This is a genomic window from Streptomyces sp. NPDC015125, assembly GCF_043080045.1.
GTDB lineage: Bacteria > Actinomycetota > Actinomycetes > Streptomycetales > Streptomycetaceae > Streptomyces.
In genome coordinates, this window is record NZ_JBIBVF010000015.1 from 161,042 (window position 1) to 181,209 (window position 20,168).

Consider the following 20,168-nt stretch of genomic DNA (forward strand, 5'->3'; position numbering starts at 1 on the left):
CCCTCATCGCCGCACCGTCTCCTCCGCAAGAGCCACCGCCTCCCCTCGGACCTGCACCGTCAGTTGCCCCACGCCGGGCAGCTCGGCCTCGACCCGTACGCGCACCAGGTCGCCCTCCCGTGCCAGCGCGATCCGTGCGCCCCTCGGCGCCGCGCCCCGCGCCGCCGAGATCACCGCCGCCCGCGGTTCCGACCGCGCAGCGGCCCGCGCCCCGGCACGCGCGGCATCCACACACTCGATACGGGCGCAGACCGCCATCAGCCCCCAGATGAGCGCGGCCACCACCGCCACCAGCACGGGCATGACCACGGCGGTCTCCGCCGTCACAAATCCGCCGTCACGGACGCCGCCCGGGGCGCCCCGGGCCCGGGGCCCCGGGGACCGGCTGTCAGAACTGGACATTGATCGCCCGCTCCAGCACCGCCTGGAGCAGCGCCTTCACCGGCCCGCTCGTCACGACCTTGTAGAGCACCGCCGCCAAGGCGCACGCCGCGAGCGTCCCCACCGCGTACTCCGCCGTGGTCATCCCCCGGTCGTCGGCCCCGAGCGCACGCAGCTCCGCCCTCCACCGCTTGAACCGTCGAAACACTCCATCTCGAAACACTTCGCCTCGAAACGCTCCGCCTCGAAACATTCCGTCCCCCTTTCACAGCACCTGATGAATGGCCTCTGTTGAGTGGCTCTTGATGCACGGCCGCTGATGCATGGCCGCTGATGTATGGCCTCTGATGTATGGATTTCGCTGTACGGCTTCCGACCTGGCCGGTGAGCCGAGCCCGGCCGCCATGGACACCGTCGGCAGCGGCATGCGTCCACCGGTGGCTGTAGTGGTGGCGAAGGCGCCGTGGACGAGCCGGACTCTCCTCCGCCGGTGATCCGGTCCCGGCCGCCGCCTTCCTTCCGCCGACCTCGTCCCGCTCATCCCACTGCCGCCCCAACTCGCGTCTTCTACTGCTCAGTTATGTCCCAGCAGGCCGCCGGCCAGGCCGATCAGCACCGGCGCGACTCCGAGCGCCAGAAACGCGGGCAGGAAGCACGCCGACAGCGGCAGCGTGACCAGCACCCCCGCCCGCCGGGCCCCTGCGGTCGCCGCTCGGGCCTGCTCCGCCCGGAGTTCGGCGGCCACCCGGGATGCCGATTCGACGGCCGGCACCCCGGATATCCCGGCGCGCTCCATACAGCGCGCCAGACCTTCAGCACCGGGGAGGGCGGCCAGCCGTGCCCATACGACGGCGGGTTCACCGCCCAGGCGCAGTTCCGCCGCCACCTGGCGCAGCCGCTCGGCGACCGGCCCGTCGAGCGACCGGCCCACCGCCTCGGCCGACTCCCGCGGCCCGGCCCCCGCCGCGAGGCAGGCCGCCAGCAGGTCGCCCGCCGGTGCCAGCTGCGCTCGTACCACCGCGTCCGCCGACCGGGCCGCCTCCGCGCCCCGTTGGTGCACCAGCCGGCGATGCGCCCCATATCCCACGGCGAGTCCCGTCAGGACACCTGTGACGCCGCCGATGAGAATGACCATGAATGCGGCCGCTCCGAGAGGCCCGGCCCACTCCTTCAGCAGGCCGTTCCGTGGGGTGCCGTCCTCCGTGCTCGATGTTCGACTGCGGCGCCGGAGCCGGAGCCGGGCGAACCGCCCGTGCGGGGCGCCGGACCCGCCGTACCGGCCGGACCCGGCGGCCCACATCCCCGACACCCGCCTCCGTACGGCACGCCCACGGCGCGCCTCCCCCACCAGAGCCACCGCGCACAGCACCGCCGCCATGGCGGCAACCACCATCCCCACCCTGTGGATAACTTCCGCGCTCACTCCGATCCCCTCCCTACGCGTCTTCCGCGGCAGCGACGATCCGGGCTGTCCAAGCCACCCCGCACCACTCCAAGAGGCCACCGACCGCCAGGCAGCCCCACCCGGCCGGGGTGTGCAGCAGCACCCGCAGCGGGTCGGCGCCGAGTGCGCTGCCCATCAGGAGTCCACCTGCCGGCAGCAGGGCGAGCATCAGCGCGGTGGCCCGCGGGCCCGCCAACTGCGCCCGCAGTTCGTCGCGTTGGTCCCTCTGGGCTCTGAGTCCTGCCGCGATCCGCTCCAGACCCGAGGCCAGTCCTGCACCGCCCTCCACCGCCACCTGCCAGCACGCGGCCATCCCGGTCAGTCCCCCGGCCCCCGGCAGCCGGCCCGCCGCCCGCAGCGCCCGGGGCACGTCCCCGCCGTATCGCGCGGCTGCCATCACCGCCGAGCCGGCCACGCCGAGTCCCGGGGCCCCCGCGGCGAGCAGAGCTTGGGCGGGCTGCCGTCCGGCCCGCAGCTCACCCGCCACCGTGGCGCACAGCCCGATCACCGCGGCAGCGCGCCCCTCGCGTGCATGCACCGCTCCGCGGGCGGCCAGCCACCGTCGGACCAGGAAGAAAGCCACCACAGAGGCGAGTACCGGGAGCACGGACCCTCCCAGCACCGCCGGCACCAACCCCGTCGGCAGACACCAGATCTCCCGCCCGCAGTTCCCCCAGCGTCCGAAGCTCCAGCGCCGCCCCGCTTCGCCCTCGACCACCCGCCCCGCGTACCACTTCCGCACCCCCTGGCCCCGCAGCCAGGCCCGCCGCCCCACGTCCGGGGCCGCCTCTCCGACGCCCCCGAACAGCGCCTGGGCCCGCCGCTGCACGACGTCCCGGCTACCGCTGGCCAGCCGGCCCGCCCCCACCGCGCAGAGCACCGCGGCCACCAGCGTCATACCGACCGCGCTCATCGGGCTCCGCCCTCGCTTCGCTCGCACAGCCGCATCAACCGCCCCCAGCCCCGCGCCTCCTGAAAGCCGTCCGGGCTCCAGACGGCCGCCGGCACGGTCACCACGAACCCGTCACGGTCCCGCTCCAGGACATGGAGCTCGGCGATCCGGCGGCGGCCGGTCCGGTCGCGCACCAGATGCAGGACGACCGAGAGCGCGGCCGCCAGTTGGCTGTGCAGCGCGGCGCGATCCAGGCCCGCCGTCGAACCGAGGGCCTCCAGGCGCGCGGGTACATCGCATGCCGCATTGGCATGGACCGTGCCACAGCCCCCCTCATGGCCCGTATTGAGCGCCGCCAGCAGGTCCGTGACCTCGGCGCCGCGCACCTCTCCGACCACCAGCCGGTCCGGACGCATCCGCAGCGCCTGTCGCACGAGGTCGCGCAGCGTCACCCGGCCGACGCCTTCCTGGTTGGCCGGCCGGGTCTCCAGCCGCACCACATGGGGGTGGTCCGGCCGCAGCTCGGCCGAATCCTCGGCCAGGACGATCCGCTCGGCCGGGCCGACCAGTCCGAGCAGAGTGCTGAGCAAGGTGGTCTTTCCGGAGCCCGTACCGCCGCTGATCAGAAAAGACAGCCGCGCCGCCAGCACCGCCGCGAGCAGCCGGTCGCCGCCCGGCGGGACGGTGCCCGCCGACACCAGCTCCGTGAGGGAGAAGGCCCGCGGCCGCAGCACCCGTAACGACAGGCAGGTCCCGGCGACCGCCACCGGGGGCAGCACCGCATGCAGCCGGGTGCCGTCCGGCAGCCGGGCGTCCACCCATGGCCGGGCATCGTCCAGCCGCCGCCCGGCCACCGCCGCCAGCCGCTGGGCGAGCCTGCGCACCTCTGCCGCGTCCCGGAAGCGGACGCCGGTACGTTCCAGCCCGCCGCCGCGGTCCACCCACACCTCGTCCGGTGCGGTGACCAGGACGTCCGTGACATCGGGTGCGGCCAGCAGAGGTTCCAGCGGCCCACTGCCGACCATCTCGGACCGCAACGCGGCCACCACACCCAGCACTTCGGCATCGCCCAGGAGCCGCCCCTGCTCGCGAAGGGCCACCGCCACCCGGGCGGGCGTGGGCTCCGCACCGGCTTCGGCGAGGCGTCTACGCACCGCCTCCAGCAAGACCTGGCTCTGGCTCATGACCATCCGCCGTCCCGGCCGGCTGCACGGGAACCCATGGGGTGAGCCACCGGCCACGACACCGCACCGGGCGTCCATGCCGCCCCCGGTCCCGGACCGCCACCGGTCTCCGGTCCGGGCCCGCCGCCCGCCTCTGCTGCCGGACGCTGTTCCGGCCCGGCTCCCGGCCGCTCGGCGACTTCCCGCCCGCCGCCCTCGCTACCGCTCTCCGCCACGCGCCCCCAGAACCCCGCGCAGAACCTCGCCAGCGGTCCGCGCACCTGTGCCCCCGGTGGCACGCCACGCGACAGGTCCGCCCACAGACCTGCCTCCCAGGGAACTTCACCGGCGAGTGGCAGCTCCATGAGGCGGGCGATCTCGTCCGGCGGCAGTCCGTGCCCATGGCGTCCGGGAGTCCCGCGCGCCACCACCCGCAGATCGCCGAGAACCTTCTGCACCCCCGACACCACCCGTTGGGCCGCCGCTACCGCGCGCAGTTCCGTAGGGACGAGCAGCAGACCCATGTCCACTTGCGCGAGGGCTTCCGCCGCTGCCTCGTCGACCCTGCGGGGCAGGTCCACCACCACGACGCCGCCACGCCGCCGGGCCGCGGCCATGACCGCGCGCATGGCCGCGGGCGGGATGGTGACATCGGCCCCCCGGTCCCAGCTGAGGACCCGCAAGGCGTGCAGCCGCGGCAGCGACTCCGCCAGCGCGCCGCAGGCCACCCGGCCGCGCGATTCGGCGAAGGCGGGCCAGCGCAGGCCCTTTTCCTTCTCCCCGCCCAGCAGGACGTCCAGCCCGCCGCCCAGTGGATCTCCGTCGACGAGCAGGGTGCGCCGCCCCGTGCGGGCCGCGGTGACGGCCAGCGCGCCGGCCAAGGTGCTGGCTCCGGCGCCCCCGCAGCCGCCGATGACTCCGACCGTCAGGGCCGGGGGCCCGACGCCTTCGACAGCGTCGGCGATCCGGTCGGCCAGCCAGCGCTCGCCGTCGGGGAGAGCCAGGACGCGCTCGGCCCCGAGGGCGACGGCCTGGCGCCAGAGATCCGGGTCGTCCGCGTCCCCGCCCGTGAGGATGACCCCCGCGCGCCGTGCGCAGCCGAGCAACCGGGGCGCGCAGTCACCGCCGACGATCACCAGGGGCGGCGCTGCCCAGTCCGCTCTGCGGGCCGGCAGGCCATGCGCCACTTCGGGCAGCGCACCGGCCGCGGCGCACAGCCGCAGAAGATCGTCGAGGAGTCGTTCGTCCTCGGTGATGATCAGCGGTCCGCCCCCCTCTTCGCCGGCCCGGACCGATCCCTTCGATGGCGTGGTTTCAGCCACGTTCCGTCCCCCTGTCGCTACGCAACTCGCACATCCGCGAACTCGCGGCTTTTTACGATGCAGCGATCGGGAAAATCTTGTGGATCTTGAGCCGAAATTGTGGACAACTCCGGGGCTGTGAATATCCCCGTCACCTATTCCAGCGACGAACGGCTACTTCCGGGACTCACGGGACTCTCCCTCAGAGCAGCACGACGACTACGGTGCGTAATGGGGAGGTGGCATCGAGGGTGCCGGGGGCCCGCAGGCAAGGGCTGGAGCGGATCGGCGTCCGGCGGCGGAAAACGCATCCGGACATGCGACGACCCCCGCCGGGGGGGAGAGCGGGGGTCGTCCCCACGGCCGACTCGGGGGGGGGAGGAGCCGGACCGGGTTAGCACGGTCGCGAACGATCCGTGACTTCCATGGTGTACCCGAGAGCCTTCTCAGGCAAACCCACGCGCCACACCTTACGCCGAATGGTGGGCGCCTATGCTCGCCCCGTGGAAAACCACTCCGTGCCTCACTCGACTCCCCGTACTGCCGCGTTCTTCGACTTGGACAAGACCGTCATTGCAAAGTCGAGCACGCTGACCTTCAGCAAGTCGTTCTACCAAGGCGGCCTGATCAATCGGCGGGCCGTACTGCGCACTGCGTACGCCCAGTTCGTGTTCCTGGCAGGCGGCGCCGACCACGATCAGATGGAGCGTATGCGGGAATACCTCTCCTCACTGTGCCGCGGCTGGGACGTCGCCCAGGTGCGGGAGATCGTCGCCGAGACGCTGCACGATCTGATCGACCCCATCATTTACGACGAGGCGGCCTCGCTCATCGAGGAGCATCACGCCGCCGGACGGGACGTCGTGATCGTCTCCACCTCGGGCGCCGAAGTCGTCGAACCGATCGGTGAACTCCTGGGCGCGGACCGGGTGGTGGCCACCCGTATGGTCGTCGGTGAGGACGGCCGCTTCACCGGTGAGGTGGAGTATTACGCGTACGGCCCGACCAAGGAGGAGGCCGTCCGGGAACTCGCCGCATCCGAGGGCTACGACCTAGAGCGCTGCTATGCGTACAGCGATTCGGCGACCGATGTGCCGATGCTCTCGGCGGTCGGTCATCCGTACGCGGTCAATCCGGACCGGGCGCTGCGCCGTGAGGCGATCGCGCGCGGTTGGCCGGTTCTCTCCTTCAATCGTCCGGTCCCGCTCAAGCAGCGGCTCCCGGCGCTGTCGATGCCCTCCCGGCCGGTGCTCGCCGCCATGGCGGCGGTGGCTGCGGCCATGGCCACCGCGACGCTGGTCTGGTACACGAGCCGGCGGAAATCCACAAAGAAACGGCTCGGCCTTATCGGCCGGACCGGTCGCACCGCCCGCAATGCCCGCGTTTGACGTCAAACGTAAAGATCTGCAGGTGGGGGTTCCGCTTGTCCTGCCCGAGTAGTACAAAGGACTTAACGGCCCGCGAGACCAAGGACATCCGAGAGGAACACCTTTAACGCAGGAAGTGGCCCACGGACCGATGCATGAATGCCGAGCACCCACGCGACGCCGACCCGTCGATTACGGGCCAGCCGCACCAGGTAACCGGACGAAGATTCCGACCTGATGGGCATATATGTGAGCACGCATGGTAACCCGGCGGACATGCCAGCGGCGGTACCACCCATTGGTACCGCCGCAACCCTGTTCAGGGGTGAATGAAGCAATGCTTCCGGAATTCTTGAGCACCGCACGGAGCTTTCGCCCCGGCTCCTCTTATGCCGCGCCGCGCTGCAGCGCCTCACAGACTGCGGTGCTCTCCCGTACGCCCAGTTCCACCGCGCGTCCGCAGTGCGCGATCCATGCCGCGACGCCTTCCGGAGTGCCGGACACATAGCCGTCCAGAGCCGCGACATAGGCCGCGCGGCCCAGTTCGGCGTGCCCGACCTCGGCAGGACAGATCGACTTCGGGTCCAGCCCGCTGCCGATCAGCACGATCCGCTCCGCGGCCCGCGCGACCAGCCCGTTACACGTGGCGAACGGCCGCAGGGCGAGCAGCTCGCCGTGCACCACCGCCGCGGTCACCAGGGCCGGGGCCTCGGTGCCGGCGAGCAGCAGCCGCGACAGCCCGTCCAGCCGCCCGGCGACCTCGTCGGCATCCGGCAGCGGCAGCTCGATGAGCGGTTCGTCCACCGGCTCGGCGGCCAGCCGGGGCCGCCCCACCGTCTCGTCCGCCGCCTCGAAAGGCTCTCGCCCTCCGTCCGCCCCGTCGGAGCCCCGTCCGCCTCCTGATGCCGCCACCAGGTGGAGCCGCGCCAGCACCCGCAGCGGCGACTGCCGCCACACACTGAGCAGCTGTCCGGCCTCGGCCGTCAGCCGCAGGGCCGCGCCGACCGTCCGCGGTTCGCCCTCGACACCGAAGTCGGTGCGGCGCCGCACCTCTTCGAGCGCCCAGTCGGCCCCGGAAAGGGCCGCGGAACCGCGCGCTCCGCGCAGCGCCGCCTCGGATGTCACCTCATTGCTGCGGCGGCGCATGATCCGGTGCCCGTATACCCGGTCGACGCCCTTGCGTACGGAGTCCACGGAGTCGGCGACCCCCGGGAGCGAGGCCAGGGTCGCGAGCGGGTCGTCGCTCGCTTTCGGGGGTGCGGGGGACGTCCCCCGGGTGTTTCCAGCCATGGGTACGACCCTACGCACCACGGGGCCCGACCCCTCGAAGGAGTGGTCTTCCTCACGCAGAGCTCTCACTCAGAGCGATACTCCACTTACCCTTGGTGAACATGAAGATCGCTTTCGTAGGCAAGGGTGGCAGCGGCAAAACCACCCTGTCCTCCCTGTTCATCCGGCATCTCGCCGCGGCCCGGCTCCCCGTGATCGCCGTGGATGCCGACATCAACCAACATCTGGGCGCCGCCCTCGGCCTCGACGAGACGGAGGGCGCGGCGCTTCCCGCGATGGGCGCCCATCTCCCGCTGATCAAGGACTACTTGCGCGGCAGCAACCCACGGATCCCGTCCGCCGAATCAATGATCAAGACCACCCCGCCCGGCGAGGGTTCACGGCTGCTGCGGGTCGGCGAGGACAACCCCGTTTACCAGGCCTGCGCCACGGCGGTAACGCTCGATGACTGCGCCGTGCGGCTGATGGCGACCGGGCCGTTCACCGAGTCCGACCTGGGCGTGGCCTGCTACCACTCCAAGGTCGGCGCGGTGGAACTGTGCCTGAACCACCTCGTGGACGGCCGCGAGGAGTATGTCGTCGTCGACATGACGGCCGGCTCCGACTCCTTCGCGTCCGGGATGTTCACCCGCTTCGACATGACCTTCCTGGTCGCCGAGCCGACCCGTAAGGGCATCGCCGTCTACCGCCAGTACAAGGAGTACGCGCGGGACTTCGGCGTCCCCCTGAAGGTCGTCGGCAACAAGGTGCAGGGCCCCGAGGACCTGGCGTTCCTGCGCGACGAGGTGGGCGACGACCTGCTGGTGACCGTTGGCCACTCCGATTGGGTGCGTGCCATGGAGAAGGGCCGCCCGGCCCCCTTCAGCCGCCTGGAGGAGGGCAACCGCCACGCCTTGCAGACCCTGCACCACACGGCCGACGCCGCCTACGGGCGCCGCGACTGGGAGCGCTATACGCGCCAGATGGTCCACTTCCATCTGAAGAACGCGGAGAGCTGGGGCAATGCGAAGACCGGCGTCGACCTCGCGGCCCAGGTCGACCCGTCCTTCGTGCTCTTCGAGGGAAGGACTGCCCCCCAGCCCGCCTGACCTGCAGGCGGGCGCCGGCGGGCGCGGCCGGCCAGGCCGCTCGCCCGCCGGCACGGCGGGTGCCGGTTCGCACGGGCCGAGTGATTCATCGAAATAACCGCGCACCAGCTTCGTGCGCGAAGAACGCGAAGAACGCGAAGAGGGAGGGAAAGGGCAAGCCAAGAACCATCAGATTCATCCGATAGGGGAAGGATGATGGCATATGCCGGTAAAAGCTTCTCCTTTCCTTTACCTGTCATTACGGTTCATTTACCGATGCTTGAGAGTCGCCGGACCGTCGCCCCACCATGACGACCGCCGGTCGGCTCACGTCCCGCCGCAGTACACCGCCGCCCCACGATCGCGCCCCGCGCGACCGCGTCGCCCCGGAGGAGACGGGAATGCCGCAGATCGAGAAGTCACCGCCGCAGCCGCCGCGCACCTCGCACCCCACCGAGATCCCTCCCGAGCCCCCTCCCGAGCTCCCTACGTCCCGCGGGCCCGGCCCTCGCGCGCAGAAGCCCGGCCGGGCCGCTTTCCGAGGGGACCTCTCCGCCTCGGTCGTCGTCTTCCTGCTCGCCGTCCCGCTGTCGCTGGGCATCGCCCTGGCCACCGGCGCCCCGCTCCAGGCCGGACTGGTCGCCGCGGTCGTCGGCGGCATCGTCGCCGGTCTGCTGGGCGGCGCCCCGCTCCAGGTGAGCGGCGCGGCAACCGGCCTCCTGGTGGTCACCGCCGACCTGGTCCAGCGCTACGGCTGGCGCGCCACCTGCGCCATCACGGTCCTGGCCGGCCTCACCCAACTCGTCCTGGGCGCACTGCGCGTGGCGCGTGCGACGCTGGCCGTCAGCCCGGCGATCGTGCACGGCATGCTGGCCGGCATCGGGGTCACCATCGCCCTCGGGCAGCTCCATGTGGTGCTCGGCGGCAGCCCCGACGGCTCGGCGCTCGACAACGCGACCGCGCTGCCGGGCCAGTTGGCGCATCCGCACCCCACCGCGCTGCTGATCGGCGCCGTCACGGTCGCCGTCCTCATCGGCTGGGGACGACTGCCGGGCCGCGCCGGACGGTGGGCGCGAGCACTCCCGGCCCCACTGGCCGCCGTGCTCGCCGCGACGGCCGTCAGCACGGGGACGGCGGTATCGCGCGTGGAACTGCCGTCCTGGCGGCTGCCCGAGGCGCCCGCGCTGCCGGACGCATCCCTTCCGGCCCTCGCCGCCGCAGTGCTGACCGTCACCCTCGTCGCCAGTATGGAGTCGCTGCTGTCGGCGGTGGCCGTGGACCGGCTGGCGGCCGAGCGGCCGTGTCCTCCCACCGGGCGCGCGCGGCTCAACCGCGAGCTGGCCGGCCAGGGCGTGGCCAATGCCGTCTCCGGGCTGCTGGGCGGGCTGCCGGTCTCCGGAGGCGCGATGCGCGGCTCGGCCAATGTGCGGGCCGGTGCGGCCACCCGTCGCGCCACCGTGCTGCACGGCGTATGGGTGCTGGTGTGCGCGGGCCTGCTGGCCGGGGCACTGGAGCTGATCCCGTTGGCCGCGCTCGCCGCGCTGGTGATGGTCGTCGGCGTGCGGATGGTGAGCTTTGCGCACATCCGGCACGTACAGCGGCACCGCGAATTCCCGGTGTACGCCGCCACCCTGGGCGGCGTCGTGCTCCTCGGCGTACTCCAGGGCGTAGCAACGGGCATCGCGGTCGCGCTCTTCCTGGCACTGCGCCGGCTGACGCACACCCGTATCACCGTGACGGCGGAGGCCGACGGCTGCCGGGTACGCGTCAGCGGGCAGTTGACGTTTCTGGCGGTGCCACGGCTGACCCGGACACTGGCGCAGGTGCCTGCGCACACCGATGTCACCATCGAGCTGGCCGGCTCGTTCATGGATCATGCCGCCTACGAGGCGCTGCAGTCCTGGTCCAGCGCCCATCGGGCGCACGGCGGCTGGGTGACCCTCGGCGGCCGCTCGGGCCGGCCGCTCGCCGAGCCGGCCAGTGCGCACGCCTGCCGTCCGTGGACACCGTGGCGCAACCATCACTGCACCCGGCCCGCCGCGGACCCGGCAGCGGCCCCCGAGAGCAGCGGCAGCCAACTGCTGGGCGGCATCAGCGCGTTCCAGCGCCATACGGCTCCGCTCGTGCGCGAGGAGCTGGCCCGGCTGGCGCGCGAGGGCCAGCGGCCCCGTCAGCTGTTTCTGACCTGTGCGGACTCCCGGCTGGTCACCAGCATGATCACATCGAGCGGACCAGGTGATCTGTTCACCGTGCGCAACGTGGGCAACCTGATGCCGCCGCCCGGCTCGGATGCTTCCTGCGACTCCGTGGGGGCGGCGATCGAATACGCCGTGGAGGTGCTGCGGGTCGGCTCGATCACGGTGTGCGGCCATTCGGGGTGCGGTGCCATGGGGGCGCTGCTGGGCGCCGCCGCACCGGAGGAGGCCGAGCCGACCTCGCTCACCCGCTGGCTGCGGCACGGCCGGCCGAGCCTGGCCCGTATGAAGCGCATCGGACGGCTGGGTCGGGGCGAAGTCTCGCTGAGCGGACGGCCGGTGAGCGACGACCACGAGCGACTGGCGCTCGTCAACGTCATGCAGCAGCTCGACCACCTCAGGGAGCACGCCTGTGTGGCCCGCCGGGTGGCCGAGGGCACGCTCACCTTGCACGGCATGTATTTCCATGTCGGCGAGGCCCAGACCTACCTGCTCGACGAGGCGACCGGGCGGTTCTGCCCGGTCCGCGGCGAACCGGCACCGATGACGGCCTGACCTGCGCGGCGGCCCCACAACACCCTTGGCACAGCACCGAACCAACAGGTCTACACCAATATTTTTCCACAGGCCTTGTCAGGGCCAGGCGTGGGCTGATGAGCTATGACCTGGGGACACATCGAATGCCCTGGGAATGGGAGAAGTCGTGAGCAACGAAAGCCTGGCCAACCTGCTCAAGGAGGAGCGGCGGTTCGCGCCGCCCGCCGATCTGGCCGCGAACGCCAACGTCACGGCCGCCGCGTACGAACAGGCTGCGGCGGACCGGCTGGGCTTCTGGGCCGAGCAGGCCGAACGCCTGTCCTGGGAGACCGCTCCCACCCAGACCCTCGACTGGTCCAACGCACCCTTCGCGAAGTGGTTCGCCGACGGCAAGCTCAACGTCGCCTACAACTGCGTGGACCGTCATGTGGAGAACGGCCTGGGCGACCGGGTCGCCCTCCACTTCGAGGGCGAGCCGGGTGACACCCGCGCGATCACCTACGCCGAGTTGCAGCGCGAGGTCTCCAAGGCGGCCAACGCACTGAGCGAGCTGGGTGTGCGCAGCGGCGACCGGGTGGCCATCTACCTGCCGATGATCCCGGAAGCGGTCATCGCGATGCTGGCCTGCGCGCGCCTGGGCGCCCCGCACTCCGTCGTCTTCGGCGGCTTCTCCGCGGACGCGCTGGCCACCCGCATCAACGACGCCGACGCCCGGGTGGTGATCACCGCCGACGGCGGCTACCGCCGCGGCAAGCCGTCCGCCCTCAAGCCGGCCGTGGACGAGGCCCTGACCAGGCCCGGCACGGAGAACGTCCGCAGCGTCCTGGTCGTCCGCCGCACCGGCCAGGAGGACGTCGCCTGGCACGAGGGCCGGGACGTGTGGTGGCACGAGATCGTCGAGCGGCAGAGCGACCAGCACACCCCCGAGGCCTTCGACGCCGAGCACCCGCTGTTCATCCTCTACACCTCCGGCACGACGGGTAAGCCCAAGGGCATCCTGCACACCACCGGCGGCTACCTCACCCAGGTCTCGTACACCCACCACGCGGTCTTCGACCTCAAGCCGGAGACCGACGTCTTCTGGTGCACCGCCGACGTCGGCTGGGTGACCGGCCACTCCTACATCACCTACGGCCCGCTCTCCAACGGCGCGACCCAGGTGCTCTACGAAGGCACGCCGGACACCCCGCACCAGGGCCGCTGGTGGGAGATCGTGCAGAAGTACGGCGTGACGATCCTCTACACCGCGCCGACCGCGATCCGCGCCTGCATGAAGTGGGGCGACGACATCCCGGCGAAGTTCGATCTGTCGTCGCTGCGTGTCCTCGGGTCGGTGGGCGAACCGATCAACCCCGAGGCATGGATGTGGTACCGCAAGCACATCGGGGCCGATGCGACGCCGATCGTCGACACCTGGTGGCAGACCGAGACCGGCGCGATGATGCTCAGCCCGCTGCCGGGCGTCACGGCCACCAAGCCCGGCTCGGCCCAGGTGGCACTGCCCGGTATCGCCGCGACCGTGGTGGACGACGAGGCCCGCGAGGTCCCCGACGGCGCGGGCGGCTACCTCGTGCTGACCGAGCCCTGGCCGTCCATGCTCCGCACGATCTGGGGCGACGACCAGCGCTACCTCGACACGTACTGGTCGCGCTTCGAGGGCAAGTACTTCGCCGGCGACGGCGCCAAGAAGGACGACGACGGCGACATCTGGCTGCTCGGCCGGGTGGACGACGTGATGCTGGTGTCCGGCCACAACATCTCCACGACCGAGGTCGAGTCGGCGCTGGTCTCGCACCCCAAGGTGGCCGAGGCCGCGGTCGTCGGCGCCGCCGACCCGCAGACCACCCAGGCCATCTGCGCCTTTGTCATCCTGCGCGGCGGCGCCACCGCCGAGGACGAGGGCCTGGTCGAGGAGCTGCGCGCCCATGTCGCCCAGCAGCTCGGCCCGATCGCCAAGCCCAGGCGGATCCTGCCGGTCGCGGAGCTGCCCAAGACCCGCTCCGGCAAGATCATGCGGAGGCTGCTGCGCGATGTGGCCGAGAACCGTGACCTCGGGGATGTCACGACCCTCACCGATTCCTCGGTCATGGACCTGATCCAGGCGAAGCTGCCGAGCGCGGCCTCCGAGGACTGAACGGACGGATGACAGACGGGGCACCCGGCCGACGCACGGCCGTGTGCCCCGTCGTCATCTCCTGCGCTCCGGCCTCTCCTGCGCTCCGACCCCTCCGGCCCCTCCGGCCCCTCCGGCCCCTCCGGCTCCCCCGGCGCTCCGGCTCCCACGGCTCCTCCGACCCCTCCGGCCCCTCCGGCTCCCCCGGCGCTCCGGCTCCTCCGGCTCCTCCGACCCCTCCGGCTCCCCCGGCGCTCCGGCTCCTCCGGCAGCCCGGCGTCTCCGGTCGGCCCGGCCCAGCCGAGGGAGCAACCCGGCCCGCTCCGGCCCCCCGGCGACAACCAGCCAGCCCCCCAGGGTCCCGGCGGCGACCCGCCCCTCCAGCGGCCCGAGGTGCGAATTGCCCGTAAAGTGAGGCCACCGGATAGCCGCTTGCCCCTCCCCGGTAAAGTGGGAGCCGCGTCAATGACACGCTAAGAAACTCAGGGTGCGCCGGGAAGTCTGGTCGGCAACTGCAACAGCCGTACGCAGCTACCGAGAGGCCCGGAGGTCACCGCGTGAGCACCCCCACATACCGCCGCTCCCCCTTCCTGGGGCGGATGCCCCTGCCCGAGCGGAATTTCGTCGCGGACGCGCTGCGCGCCGAAACCGTTGGTGGCATCCTTCTGCTCGCCGCCGCCGTAGCGGCCCTGATCTGGGCAAACACCCTTGGCGGGAGCTACGAAGCGGTCCGCGGCTTCCATCTGGGACCGGCCACACTGGGCCTGGACCTGTCCCTTCAGCACTGGGCCGCCAACGGGCTGCTCGCGGTCTTCTTCTTCGTCGCCGGCATCGAGCTCAAGCGCGAACTGGTGGCCGGCGAGCTGCGCGAGCCGAAGGCCGCCGCGCTGCCCGTGATCGCCGCACTCTGCGGCATGGCGGTGCCGGCGGTGGTCTACTTCGCCGTCAACAGCATCGGCGGCGGCTCACTGCAGGGCTGGGCGGTCCCCACCGCCACCGATATCGCCTTCGCGCTCGCCGTACTCGCCGTCATCGGCACCTCCCTGCCCGCCGCGCTGCGCGCCTTCCTGCTCACCCTCGCCGTCGTCGACGACCTCTTCGCGATCCTGATCATCGCGGTCTTCTTCACGTCGACGATCGATTTCCTGGCGCTCGGCCTGGCCGTCGCCGGCCTGGTGCTCTTCTACCTGCTGCTGCGCAAGGGCGTCCGGGGCTGGTACGTCTACGTCCCGCTCGCCCTGGTCATCTGGGCCTTGATGGAGAACAGCGGGGTGCACGCCACCATCGCCGGCGTCGCCATGGGGCTGATGCTGCGCTGCACCCGGCGCGACGGCGAGAAACAGTCCCCGGGCGAGCACATCGAGCACCTGGTCCGCCCGCTCTCGGCCGGCCTCGCCGTGCCGCTGTTCGCCCTCTTCTCCGCGGGCGTCTCCCTGTCCGGCGGCGCGGTCCACGACGTCTTCACCCGGCCGGAGACGCTGGGCGTCGTGCTCGGCCTGGTGGTGGGCAAGACGCTCGGCATATTCGGCGGCACCTGGCTCGCCGCCCGCTTCACCAAGGCCGAACTCAACCCCGACCTCAAGTGGCCGGATGTCTTCGCCCTCGCGTCGCTGGCCGGCATCGGCTTCACCGTCTCGCTGCTCATCGGCGAACTCGCCTTCTCCGCGAACCCGGTACTGACCGACGAGATCAAGGCATCGGTGCTGATCGGCTCACTGCTGGCGGCCCTCTTCGCCGGCATCCTCCTCAAGCTCCGTAACACCAAGTACAAGAAACTGTGCGAGGAAGAGGAGCGGGACGAGGACCAGGACGGCATCCCCGACATCTACGAACTCGACAAGCCGGAATACCACCTGCGGATGGCGGCAATTCACGAAGCCAAGGCCGCGGAACACCGGCGGCTTGCCGAAGTGGCCTCCAGCAGGCATGCCGGAGACGATGGTCCGGCATGATCTGAGAGGCTTTGCATCCGGGTGAAGAAAAGAAGGAGACGGCGATGAGCGCAGCCGACGACGGCACGGACCGCAGCCTCGGACACCTGGTGGCCACGGCCACCGCAGAGATGTCCGCGCTGGTGCACGACGAGATCGCGCTGGCCAAGGCGGAGTTCCGCCAGGACGCCAAGCGGGCGGGCATCGGCAGTGCCGCGTTCATGGTCGCGGGCGCGCTGGCGCTGTTCGCGCTGCCGGTGCTGAGCTTCGCTGCGGCCTACGGCATCCACAACCTCGGACTCGGGCTCGCCTGGTCCTTCCTGATTGTCGGCGGCGCCTTCCTGGTCCTCGCCGGGCTGCTGGCCCTCATCGCGATGGCCAAGATCAAGAAGATCAAGAAGCCGGAGAAGTCCATCAGCTCGGCCAAGGAGACCGCGGCCGTGCTCCAGAAGGCCAAGCCGCACCCGCGCCTGGCCCCGGTGGAACACCCGGTGCTGGAGTCTGTGACACGCTCATCGGTATGACAGCCCCTGACAGCACCGCCTCGGTCGTACGGCTCGGCATCCCCGGCGGGAAAGAGGTGTCGCACCGCGACGTCGCGGCCAACGGCGCCCGCTTCCACATCGCGGAGATGGGCGACGGCCCGCTGGTGCTGCTGCTGCACGGCTTTCCGCAGTTCTGGTGGACCTGGCGGCAGCAGCTCCCGGCGCTGGCCGACGCGGGCTTCCGCGCGGTGGCGATGGACCTGCGGGGCGTCGGCGGCAGCGACCGCACCCCCCGCGGCTACGACCCGGCGAATCTCGCGCTGGACGTCACGGGCGTCATACGGTCCCTGGGCGAGCCGGACGCCGCGCTCGTCGGCCACGACCTGGGCGGCTACCTCGCCTGGACGGCCGCGGTGATGCGGCCCAAACTGGTGCGCCGGCTGGCCGTGTCCTCGATGCCGCACCCGCGGCGCTGGCGCTCGGCGATGCTCGCCGACGTCCGGCAGAGTGCCCAGAGTTCGCACATCTGGAACTTCCAGCGGCCCTGGCTGCCCGAGCGCCGGCTGACGGCGGACGGCGCGGCGCTGGTGGGCCGGATGATCCGCGACTGGTCCGGGCCCCGGCAGCCGGAGGACGAGGCGATCGCGGTCTACCAGCGGGCGATGAGCATCCCTTCGACGGCGCACTGCTCGATCGAGCCGTACCGCTGGATGGTGCGGTCGATGGCGCGCCCCGACGGAATCCAGTTCAACCGCCGGATGAAGATGCCCGTACGGGTCCCCACGCTGCATCTGCACGGCTCGCTCGACCCCGTGATGCGCACCCGCAGCGCGGCCGGCTCCGGCGAGTACGTCGAGGCGCCGTACCGCTGGCGGCTGTTCGACGGCCTGGGCCACTTCCCGCACGAGGAGGACCCGGTGGCGTTCTCCACGGAGCTGATCAACTGGCTCAAGGACCCGGAACCGGATCGCTGAGCTGCCGCGCGCGCCGACGGGCCCGCGGTCCCGCGGGCCCGCGGCAACAGGGGCCCCGGGCCCGACCGTTGAGGGGGCCGTGCCACCTGCCGTACCCACCTGCCGTGCGCACGGTTCCGTCATGGGTCCGCACCCCGCTGAGCGGGCGGCTGGAACCGCCCGGCGGGGTTCGCCTGCCCGATCCTCGAACGCTCGTCTGACGAACAGCCACTTGCCTGGCGCATAGGCCAATTGGCGGCCCCCGAGGCGGTTACGGACCTTGGGCCACGGGCAGAGTCGAGGGTATGGGCTGGACGCACGACTACCGTGACGTGGCACGCAACCGCCGCAGCAGTGCCGCTGTAGTGGGTACTCAGGACAGGGGAGCCCCGGACCTCGGGTCCGGTCAATCCCCCGACCCGGCGCACCCCATGGGCATCCCGCGCATCCTGCGCCGCAGAGCGCGCTGGATGAGCGCGCGACTACGCCATCCCCGTACCTGAAACCACGGCGTACCTGAAACCACGGCGTACCTGAATCCGCGGCCGCGCCGTCGGCAGGGCGCGGGGAAGCACTTCCCCCCGTGCTGACGCGCCCCATGGGCGGGTGTCCGGCCGTGGCCGACCGCCGGACACGCCCGTGAGGGGCTTGCGGGACACCGTCCAGATGCGTCCAGCTGCGTCCAGTGCTGTGACCGAATGGGTTCGCCGGGTTGCTCTTGATATGAAGTGCTCGATGCAGCGGATGTGCTGGTGTGCTGGTGTGCTGGTGTGCCTCAGCGGTAGTCGGCCAGACCGTCTGCGAGTTCTTCTTCGTCGCCGTCGCGGATTGCGTAGAGGGCTTGCTGCAGGGCGAATGTGCCGTGGATCGCGGCGATCCGGGTAAGGAGTCCGTGATGGTTCGACCAGCTGCCCAGGGCGAGCACCCGGTCCAGGAGCTCACGGCCGTTGCCGGCACCGATGGCTGCGAGGTCCTCGGCCGGGTCGCTGAGTGCGACATCGTCCCAATCGAGCACTCCGGAGAGATGCGGCAGGCCGTGCCTCCACTCCCACAGGACATTTTCGGCACCGAGGTCGCCATGCACCACTGCTCGGGTGACGTGGGGAAGGGTGTCGAGGGCTGCGAGTTCCCGCTCGGCCCGGAGGCGCCCGTTGTCGGACATGAGCTGGAACAGCTCCACGCGCACGTTCTCCGCGAACCGCCGCCACCGGCCTTCTGCTGCCTGAGGGAGTACTGCTCGTACCGTCTCGTCGGTGCCGGCACGGGCCAGACCGGACAGCAGCGTGGCATACAGCGCCGCCGCGGTGTCGGCCACTTGGGAATCGTTGAGTGCGTCGGTCTCCAGCGGTTCCCCGGGAATGCGGCTGAGTACCAGGAACGGCGCCTCGTCGGTGCCGGGGGCGCCGCCCTGGCGTAGTGGCTCAGGTGTGCGGAAGCCGAGGTCGAGGCCGGCGAGTGCGTGTAGTGCGGCCACGCGCTCAGGCAACCGGGCAGCCGCTGCCCGGGTGCGAGGCAGGCACACGACGCGGTCTGAGCCAATGACCACTGTGTGGAATTGCCCCTGCCGTACTGCAAGGTCGCCCAGTTTGTCGTCGGGCAGCAGACGGCTCAGCAGAGCGCGATGCGTCGTATGGATACTCACGAGTGTGACCTTCGGATCCTTCGCCGGGTCGGAGGCGGTGTGCACGAAGTGCTGTCAGGCCGCGCCAGCGAGCGGGCGTTCGCCCCAGCGCAGTCTGCGCACCCGCACTGGCTCGGCCACCACACCTCCAGCGATCGGAACGGACCTCACTGCCCATCCAACCGCTCCATCGACCAACCCGGCGAACCTATTTGGTCACAGCTCTAGATGGCGCAGCCCTGGCTGTCGGCCTGCTGCCGGGCCGTCCGCCCGTTGAGGACGTCCTGGCGGACCTCGTCGGCGGTCAGCGCATAGCCGGTGTGCGAGTCGTCCAGCGACTTCGCGAAGACGACGCCGTAGACCTTGCCCTGCGGGGTGAGCAGCGGGCCGCCGGAGTTGCCCTGCCGGACCGTGGCAAAGAGGGAGTAGACATCGCGGCCGACCGTGCCGCGGTGGTAGATGTCCGGGCCGTTGGCCTGGATGCGACCGCGGATGCGGGCGGAGCGGACGTCATAGCCGCCGTTCTCCGGGAAGCCGGCGACGATGGCGCTGTTGCCGCTGCCGGCGTCCCCGTCGGCGAACTGCAGCGCCGGCGCCTCCAGGGAGGGCACTTCCAGGACCGCGATATCGCGCCGCCAGTCGTAGATCACGACCTTGGCGTCGTAGGTACGGCCCTCGCCGCCCACCTGGACGGTCGGCTCGCGCACGCCGCCGACCACATGGGCGTTGGTCATCACACGGTGCCGGCCGAAGACGAAGCCGCTGCCTTCGAGGACCTTGCCGCAGCCGGGGGCGGTGCCGACGACCTTGACGATGCTGCGCCTGGCCTGCGCCGCCACCGGGCTGGAGGCCAGCCGGGGGTCGGGCGCCGGCACGTCGTGGATCGGCTCGTTGGAGAACGGCGTGAAGACCTGCGGGAAGCCGTTCTGCGCGAGGACCGAGGAGAAGTCCGCGAACCAGGTGCCGGCCTGCTGGGGCATCACCCGGGACACACCGAGCAGCACCTTGGAGTTACGGACCTCCTTGCCGAGCGTCGGCAGGGACGTACCGGCCAGCGCCGAGCCGATCAGCCAGGCGACCAGCAGCATCGCCAGGACGTTGACCAGCGCGCCGCCGGTCGCGTCCAGGGCTCTCGCCGGTGACCAGGTGATGTGGCGGCGCAGCTTGTTGCCCCAATGGGTGGTGAGCGCCTGGCCCACGGATGCGCACACGATCACGATGGCAACCGCCGCGATGGCCGCGAAGCTGCCGGGTGTCGCATCTCCGGTGATCTCGTTCCAGATCACGGGCAGCAGATAGACCGCGATCAGACCGCCTCCGAGGAAGCCGATCACGGACAGGATGCCGACGACAAAGCCTTGCCGGTAGCCGATGATCGCGAACCACACGGCCGCGACCAGGAGCAAGATGTCCAGGACGTTCACGCCG

General features: G+C 71.3%; 16 protein-coding genes and 1 pseudogene. 8 read left to right on the top strand and 9 right to left on the bottom strand.

What is annotated here, in order from left to right:
- Positions 1 to 3: 3 nt before the first annotated feature.
- The 6 genes and pseudogenes from ACF088_RS27510 to ssd all read right to left on the bottom strand — a co-directional run.
- On the bottom strand, positions 4 to 402 hold the full coding sequence (locus ACF088_RS27510; protein ID WP_392378526.1) for a TadE family type IV pilus minor pilin: 399 nt from the start codon (positions 400 to 402) through the stop codon (positions 4 to 6).
- Positions 389 to 526 (bottom strand): DUF4244 domain-containing protein, encoded by a 138-nt coding sequence (locus ACF088_RS27515; protein ID WP_392378527.1) that lies wholly within the window; start codon positions 524 to 526, stop codon positions 389 to 391. Before ACF088_RS27515 ends, ACF088_RS27510 begins: the two co-directional genes overlap by 14 nt.
- 429 nt (positions 527 to 955) lie before the next feature.
- A complete protein-coding gene (locus ACF088_RS27520; RefSeq protein ID WP_392378528.1) occupies positions 956 to 1,804 on the bottom strand; it encodes a type II secretion system F family protein in 849 nt (282 codons plus the stop codon).
- A 13-nt stretch (positions 1,805 to 1,817) separates the two neighbouring features.
- On the bottom strand, positions 1,818 to 2,738 hold the full coding sequence (locus ACF088_RS27525; protein WP_392378529.1) for a type II secretion system F family protein: 921 nt from the start codon (positions 2,736 to 2,738) through the stop codon (positions 1,818 to 1,820).
- Positions 2,735 to 3,901: a TadA family conjugal transfer-associated ATPase gene (locus ACF088_RS27530; protein ID WP_392378530.1), complete on the bottom strand. Its 1,167-nt coding sequence runs from the start codon at positions 3,899 to 3,901 to the stop codon at positions 2,735 to 2,737. Before ACF088_RS27530 ends, ACF088_RS27525 begins: the two co-directional genes overlap by 4 nt.
- A 194-nt stretch (positions 3,902 to 4,095) precedes the next feature.
- Positions 4,096 to 5,202 (bottom strand): annotated as a pseudogene (gene ssd, locus ACF088_RS27535) (septum site-determining protein Ssd); the annotation flags it as partial.
- Positions 5,203 to 5,660: 458 nt separating this feature from the next.
- On the opposite strand from ssd, the gene ACF088_RS27540 reads away from it, so the two are divergent.
- On the top strand, positions 5,661 to 6,569 hold the full coding sequence (locus tag ACF088_RS27540; protein ID WP_392378531.1) for an HAD family hydrolase: 909 nt from the start codon (positions 5,661 to 5,663) through the stop codon (positions 6,567 to 6,569).
- A 366-nt stretch (positions 6,570 to 6,935) separates the two neighbouring features.
- Here ACF088_RS27540 and ACF088_RS27545 read toward each other — a convergent pair whose 3' ends face one another.
- Positions 6,936 to 7,838, bottom strand: a complete 903-nt coding sequence (locus ACF088_RS27545) for an oxidoreductase (RefSeq protein ID WP_392378532.1) — start codon at positions 7,836 to 7,838, stop codon at positions 6,936 to 6,938.
- Between the two features lie 101 nt (positions 7,839 to 7,939).
- Here ACF088_RS27545 and ACF088_RS27550 point away from each other — a divergent pair, with 101 nt between their 5' ends.
- The 7 genes from ACF088_RS27550 (at position 7,940) to ACF088_RS27580 (ending at position 17,622) form a co-directional block, all read left to right on the top strand.
- Positions 7,940 to 8,926, top strand: a complete 987-nt coding sequence (locus ACF088_RS27550; RefSeq protein WP_392378533.1) for an ATP-binding protein — start codon at positions 7,940 to 7,942, stop codon at positions 8,924 to 8,926.
- A 380-nt stretch (positions 8,927 to 9,306) separates the two neighbouring features.
- On the top strand, positions 9,307 to 11,655 hold the full coding sequence (locus ACF088_RS27555; protein ID WP_392378534.1) for a SulP family inorganic anion transporter: 2,349 nt from the start codon (positions 9,307 to 9,309) through the stop codon (positions 11,653 to 11,655).
- A 148-nt stretch (positions 11,656 to 11,803) separates the two neighbouring features.
- Positions 11,804 to 13,771 (top strand): acetate--CoA ligase, encoded by a 1,968-nt coding sequence (gene acs / locus ACF088_RS27560; protein ID WP_392378535.1) that lies wholly within the window; start codon positions 11,804 to 11,806, stop codon positions 13,769 to 13,771.
- A 578-nt stretch (positions 13,772 to 14,349) separates the two neighbouring features.
- Positions 14,350 to 15,702, top strand: coding sequence for a Na+/H+ antiporter NhaA (gene nhaA, locus ACF088_RS27565; RefSeq protein ID WP_392378572.1), 1,353 nt, complete (start codon positions 14,350 to 14,352; stop codon positions 15,700 to 15,702).
- 44 nt (positions 15,703 to 15,746) lie between these two features.
- A complete protein-coding gene (locus ACF088_RS27570; RefSeq protein WP_392378536.1) occupies positions 15,747 to 16,205 on the top strand; it encodes a phage holin family protein in 459 nt (152 codons plus the stop codon).
- A complete protein-coding gene (locus ACF088_RS27575; protein WP_392378537.1) occupies positions 16,202 to 17,140 on the top strand; it encodes an alpha/beta fold hydrolase in 939 nt (312 codons plus the stop codon). Before ACF088_RS27570 ends, ACF088_RS27575 begins: the two co-directional genes overlap by 4 nt.
- Before the next feature lie 284 nt (positions 17,141 to 17,424).
- Positions 17,425 to 17,622 (top strand): hypothetical protein, encoded by a 198-nt coding sequence (locus tag ACF088_RS27580; RefSeq protein WP_392378538.1) that lies wholly within the window; start codon positions 17,425 to 17,427, stop codon positions 17,620 to 17,622.
- Between the two features lie 272 nt (positions 17,623 to 17,894).
- On the opposite strand, the gene vph is transcribed toward ACF088_RS27580, so the two are convergent.
- Positions 17,895 to 18,761, bottom strand: a complete 867-nt coding sequence (gene vph / locus ACF088_RS27585; RefSeq protein ID WP_392378539.1) for a viomycin phosphotransferase — start codon at positions 18,759 to 18,761, stop codon at positions 17,895 to 17,897.
- A 203-nt stretch (positions 18,762 to 18,964) separates the two neighbouring features.
- Positions 18,965 to 20,164 carry a MarP family serine protease gene (locus tag ACF088_RS27590; protein WP_392378540.1) on the bottom strand — a complete coding sequence of 400 codons (1,200 nt, stop codon included), beginning with the start codon at positions 20,162 to 20,164 and terminating at the stop codon, positions 18,965 to 18,967.
- Positions 20,165 to 20,168: the final 4 nt, after the last annotated feature.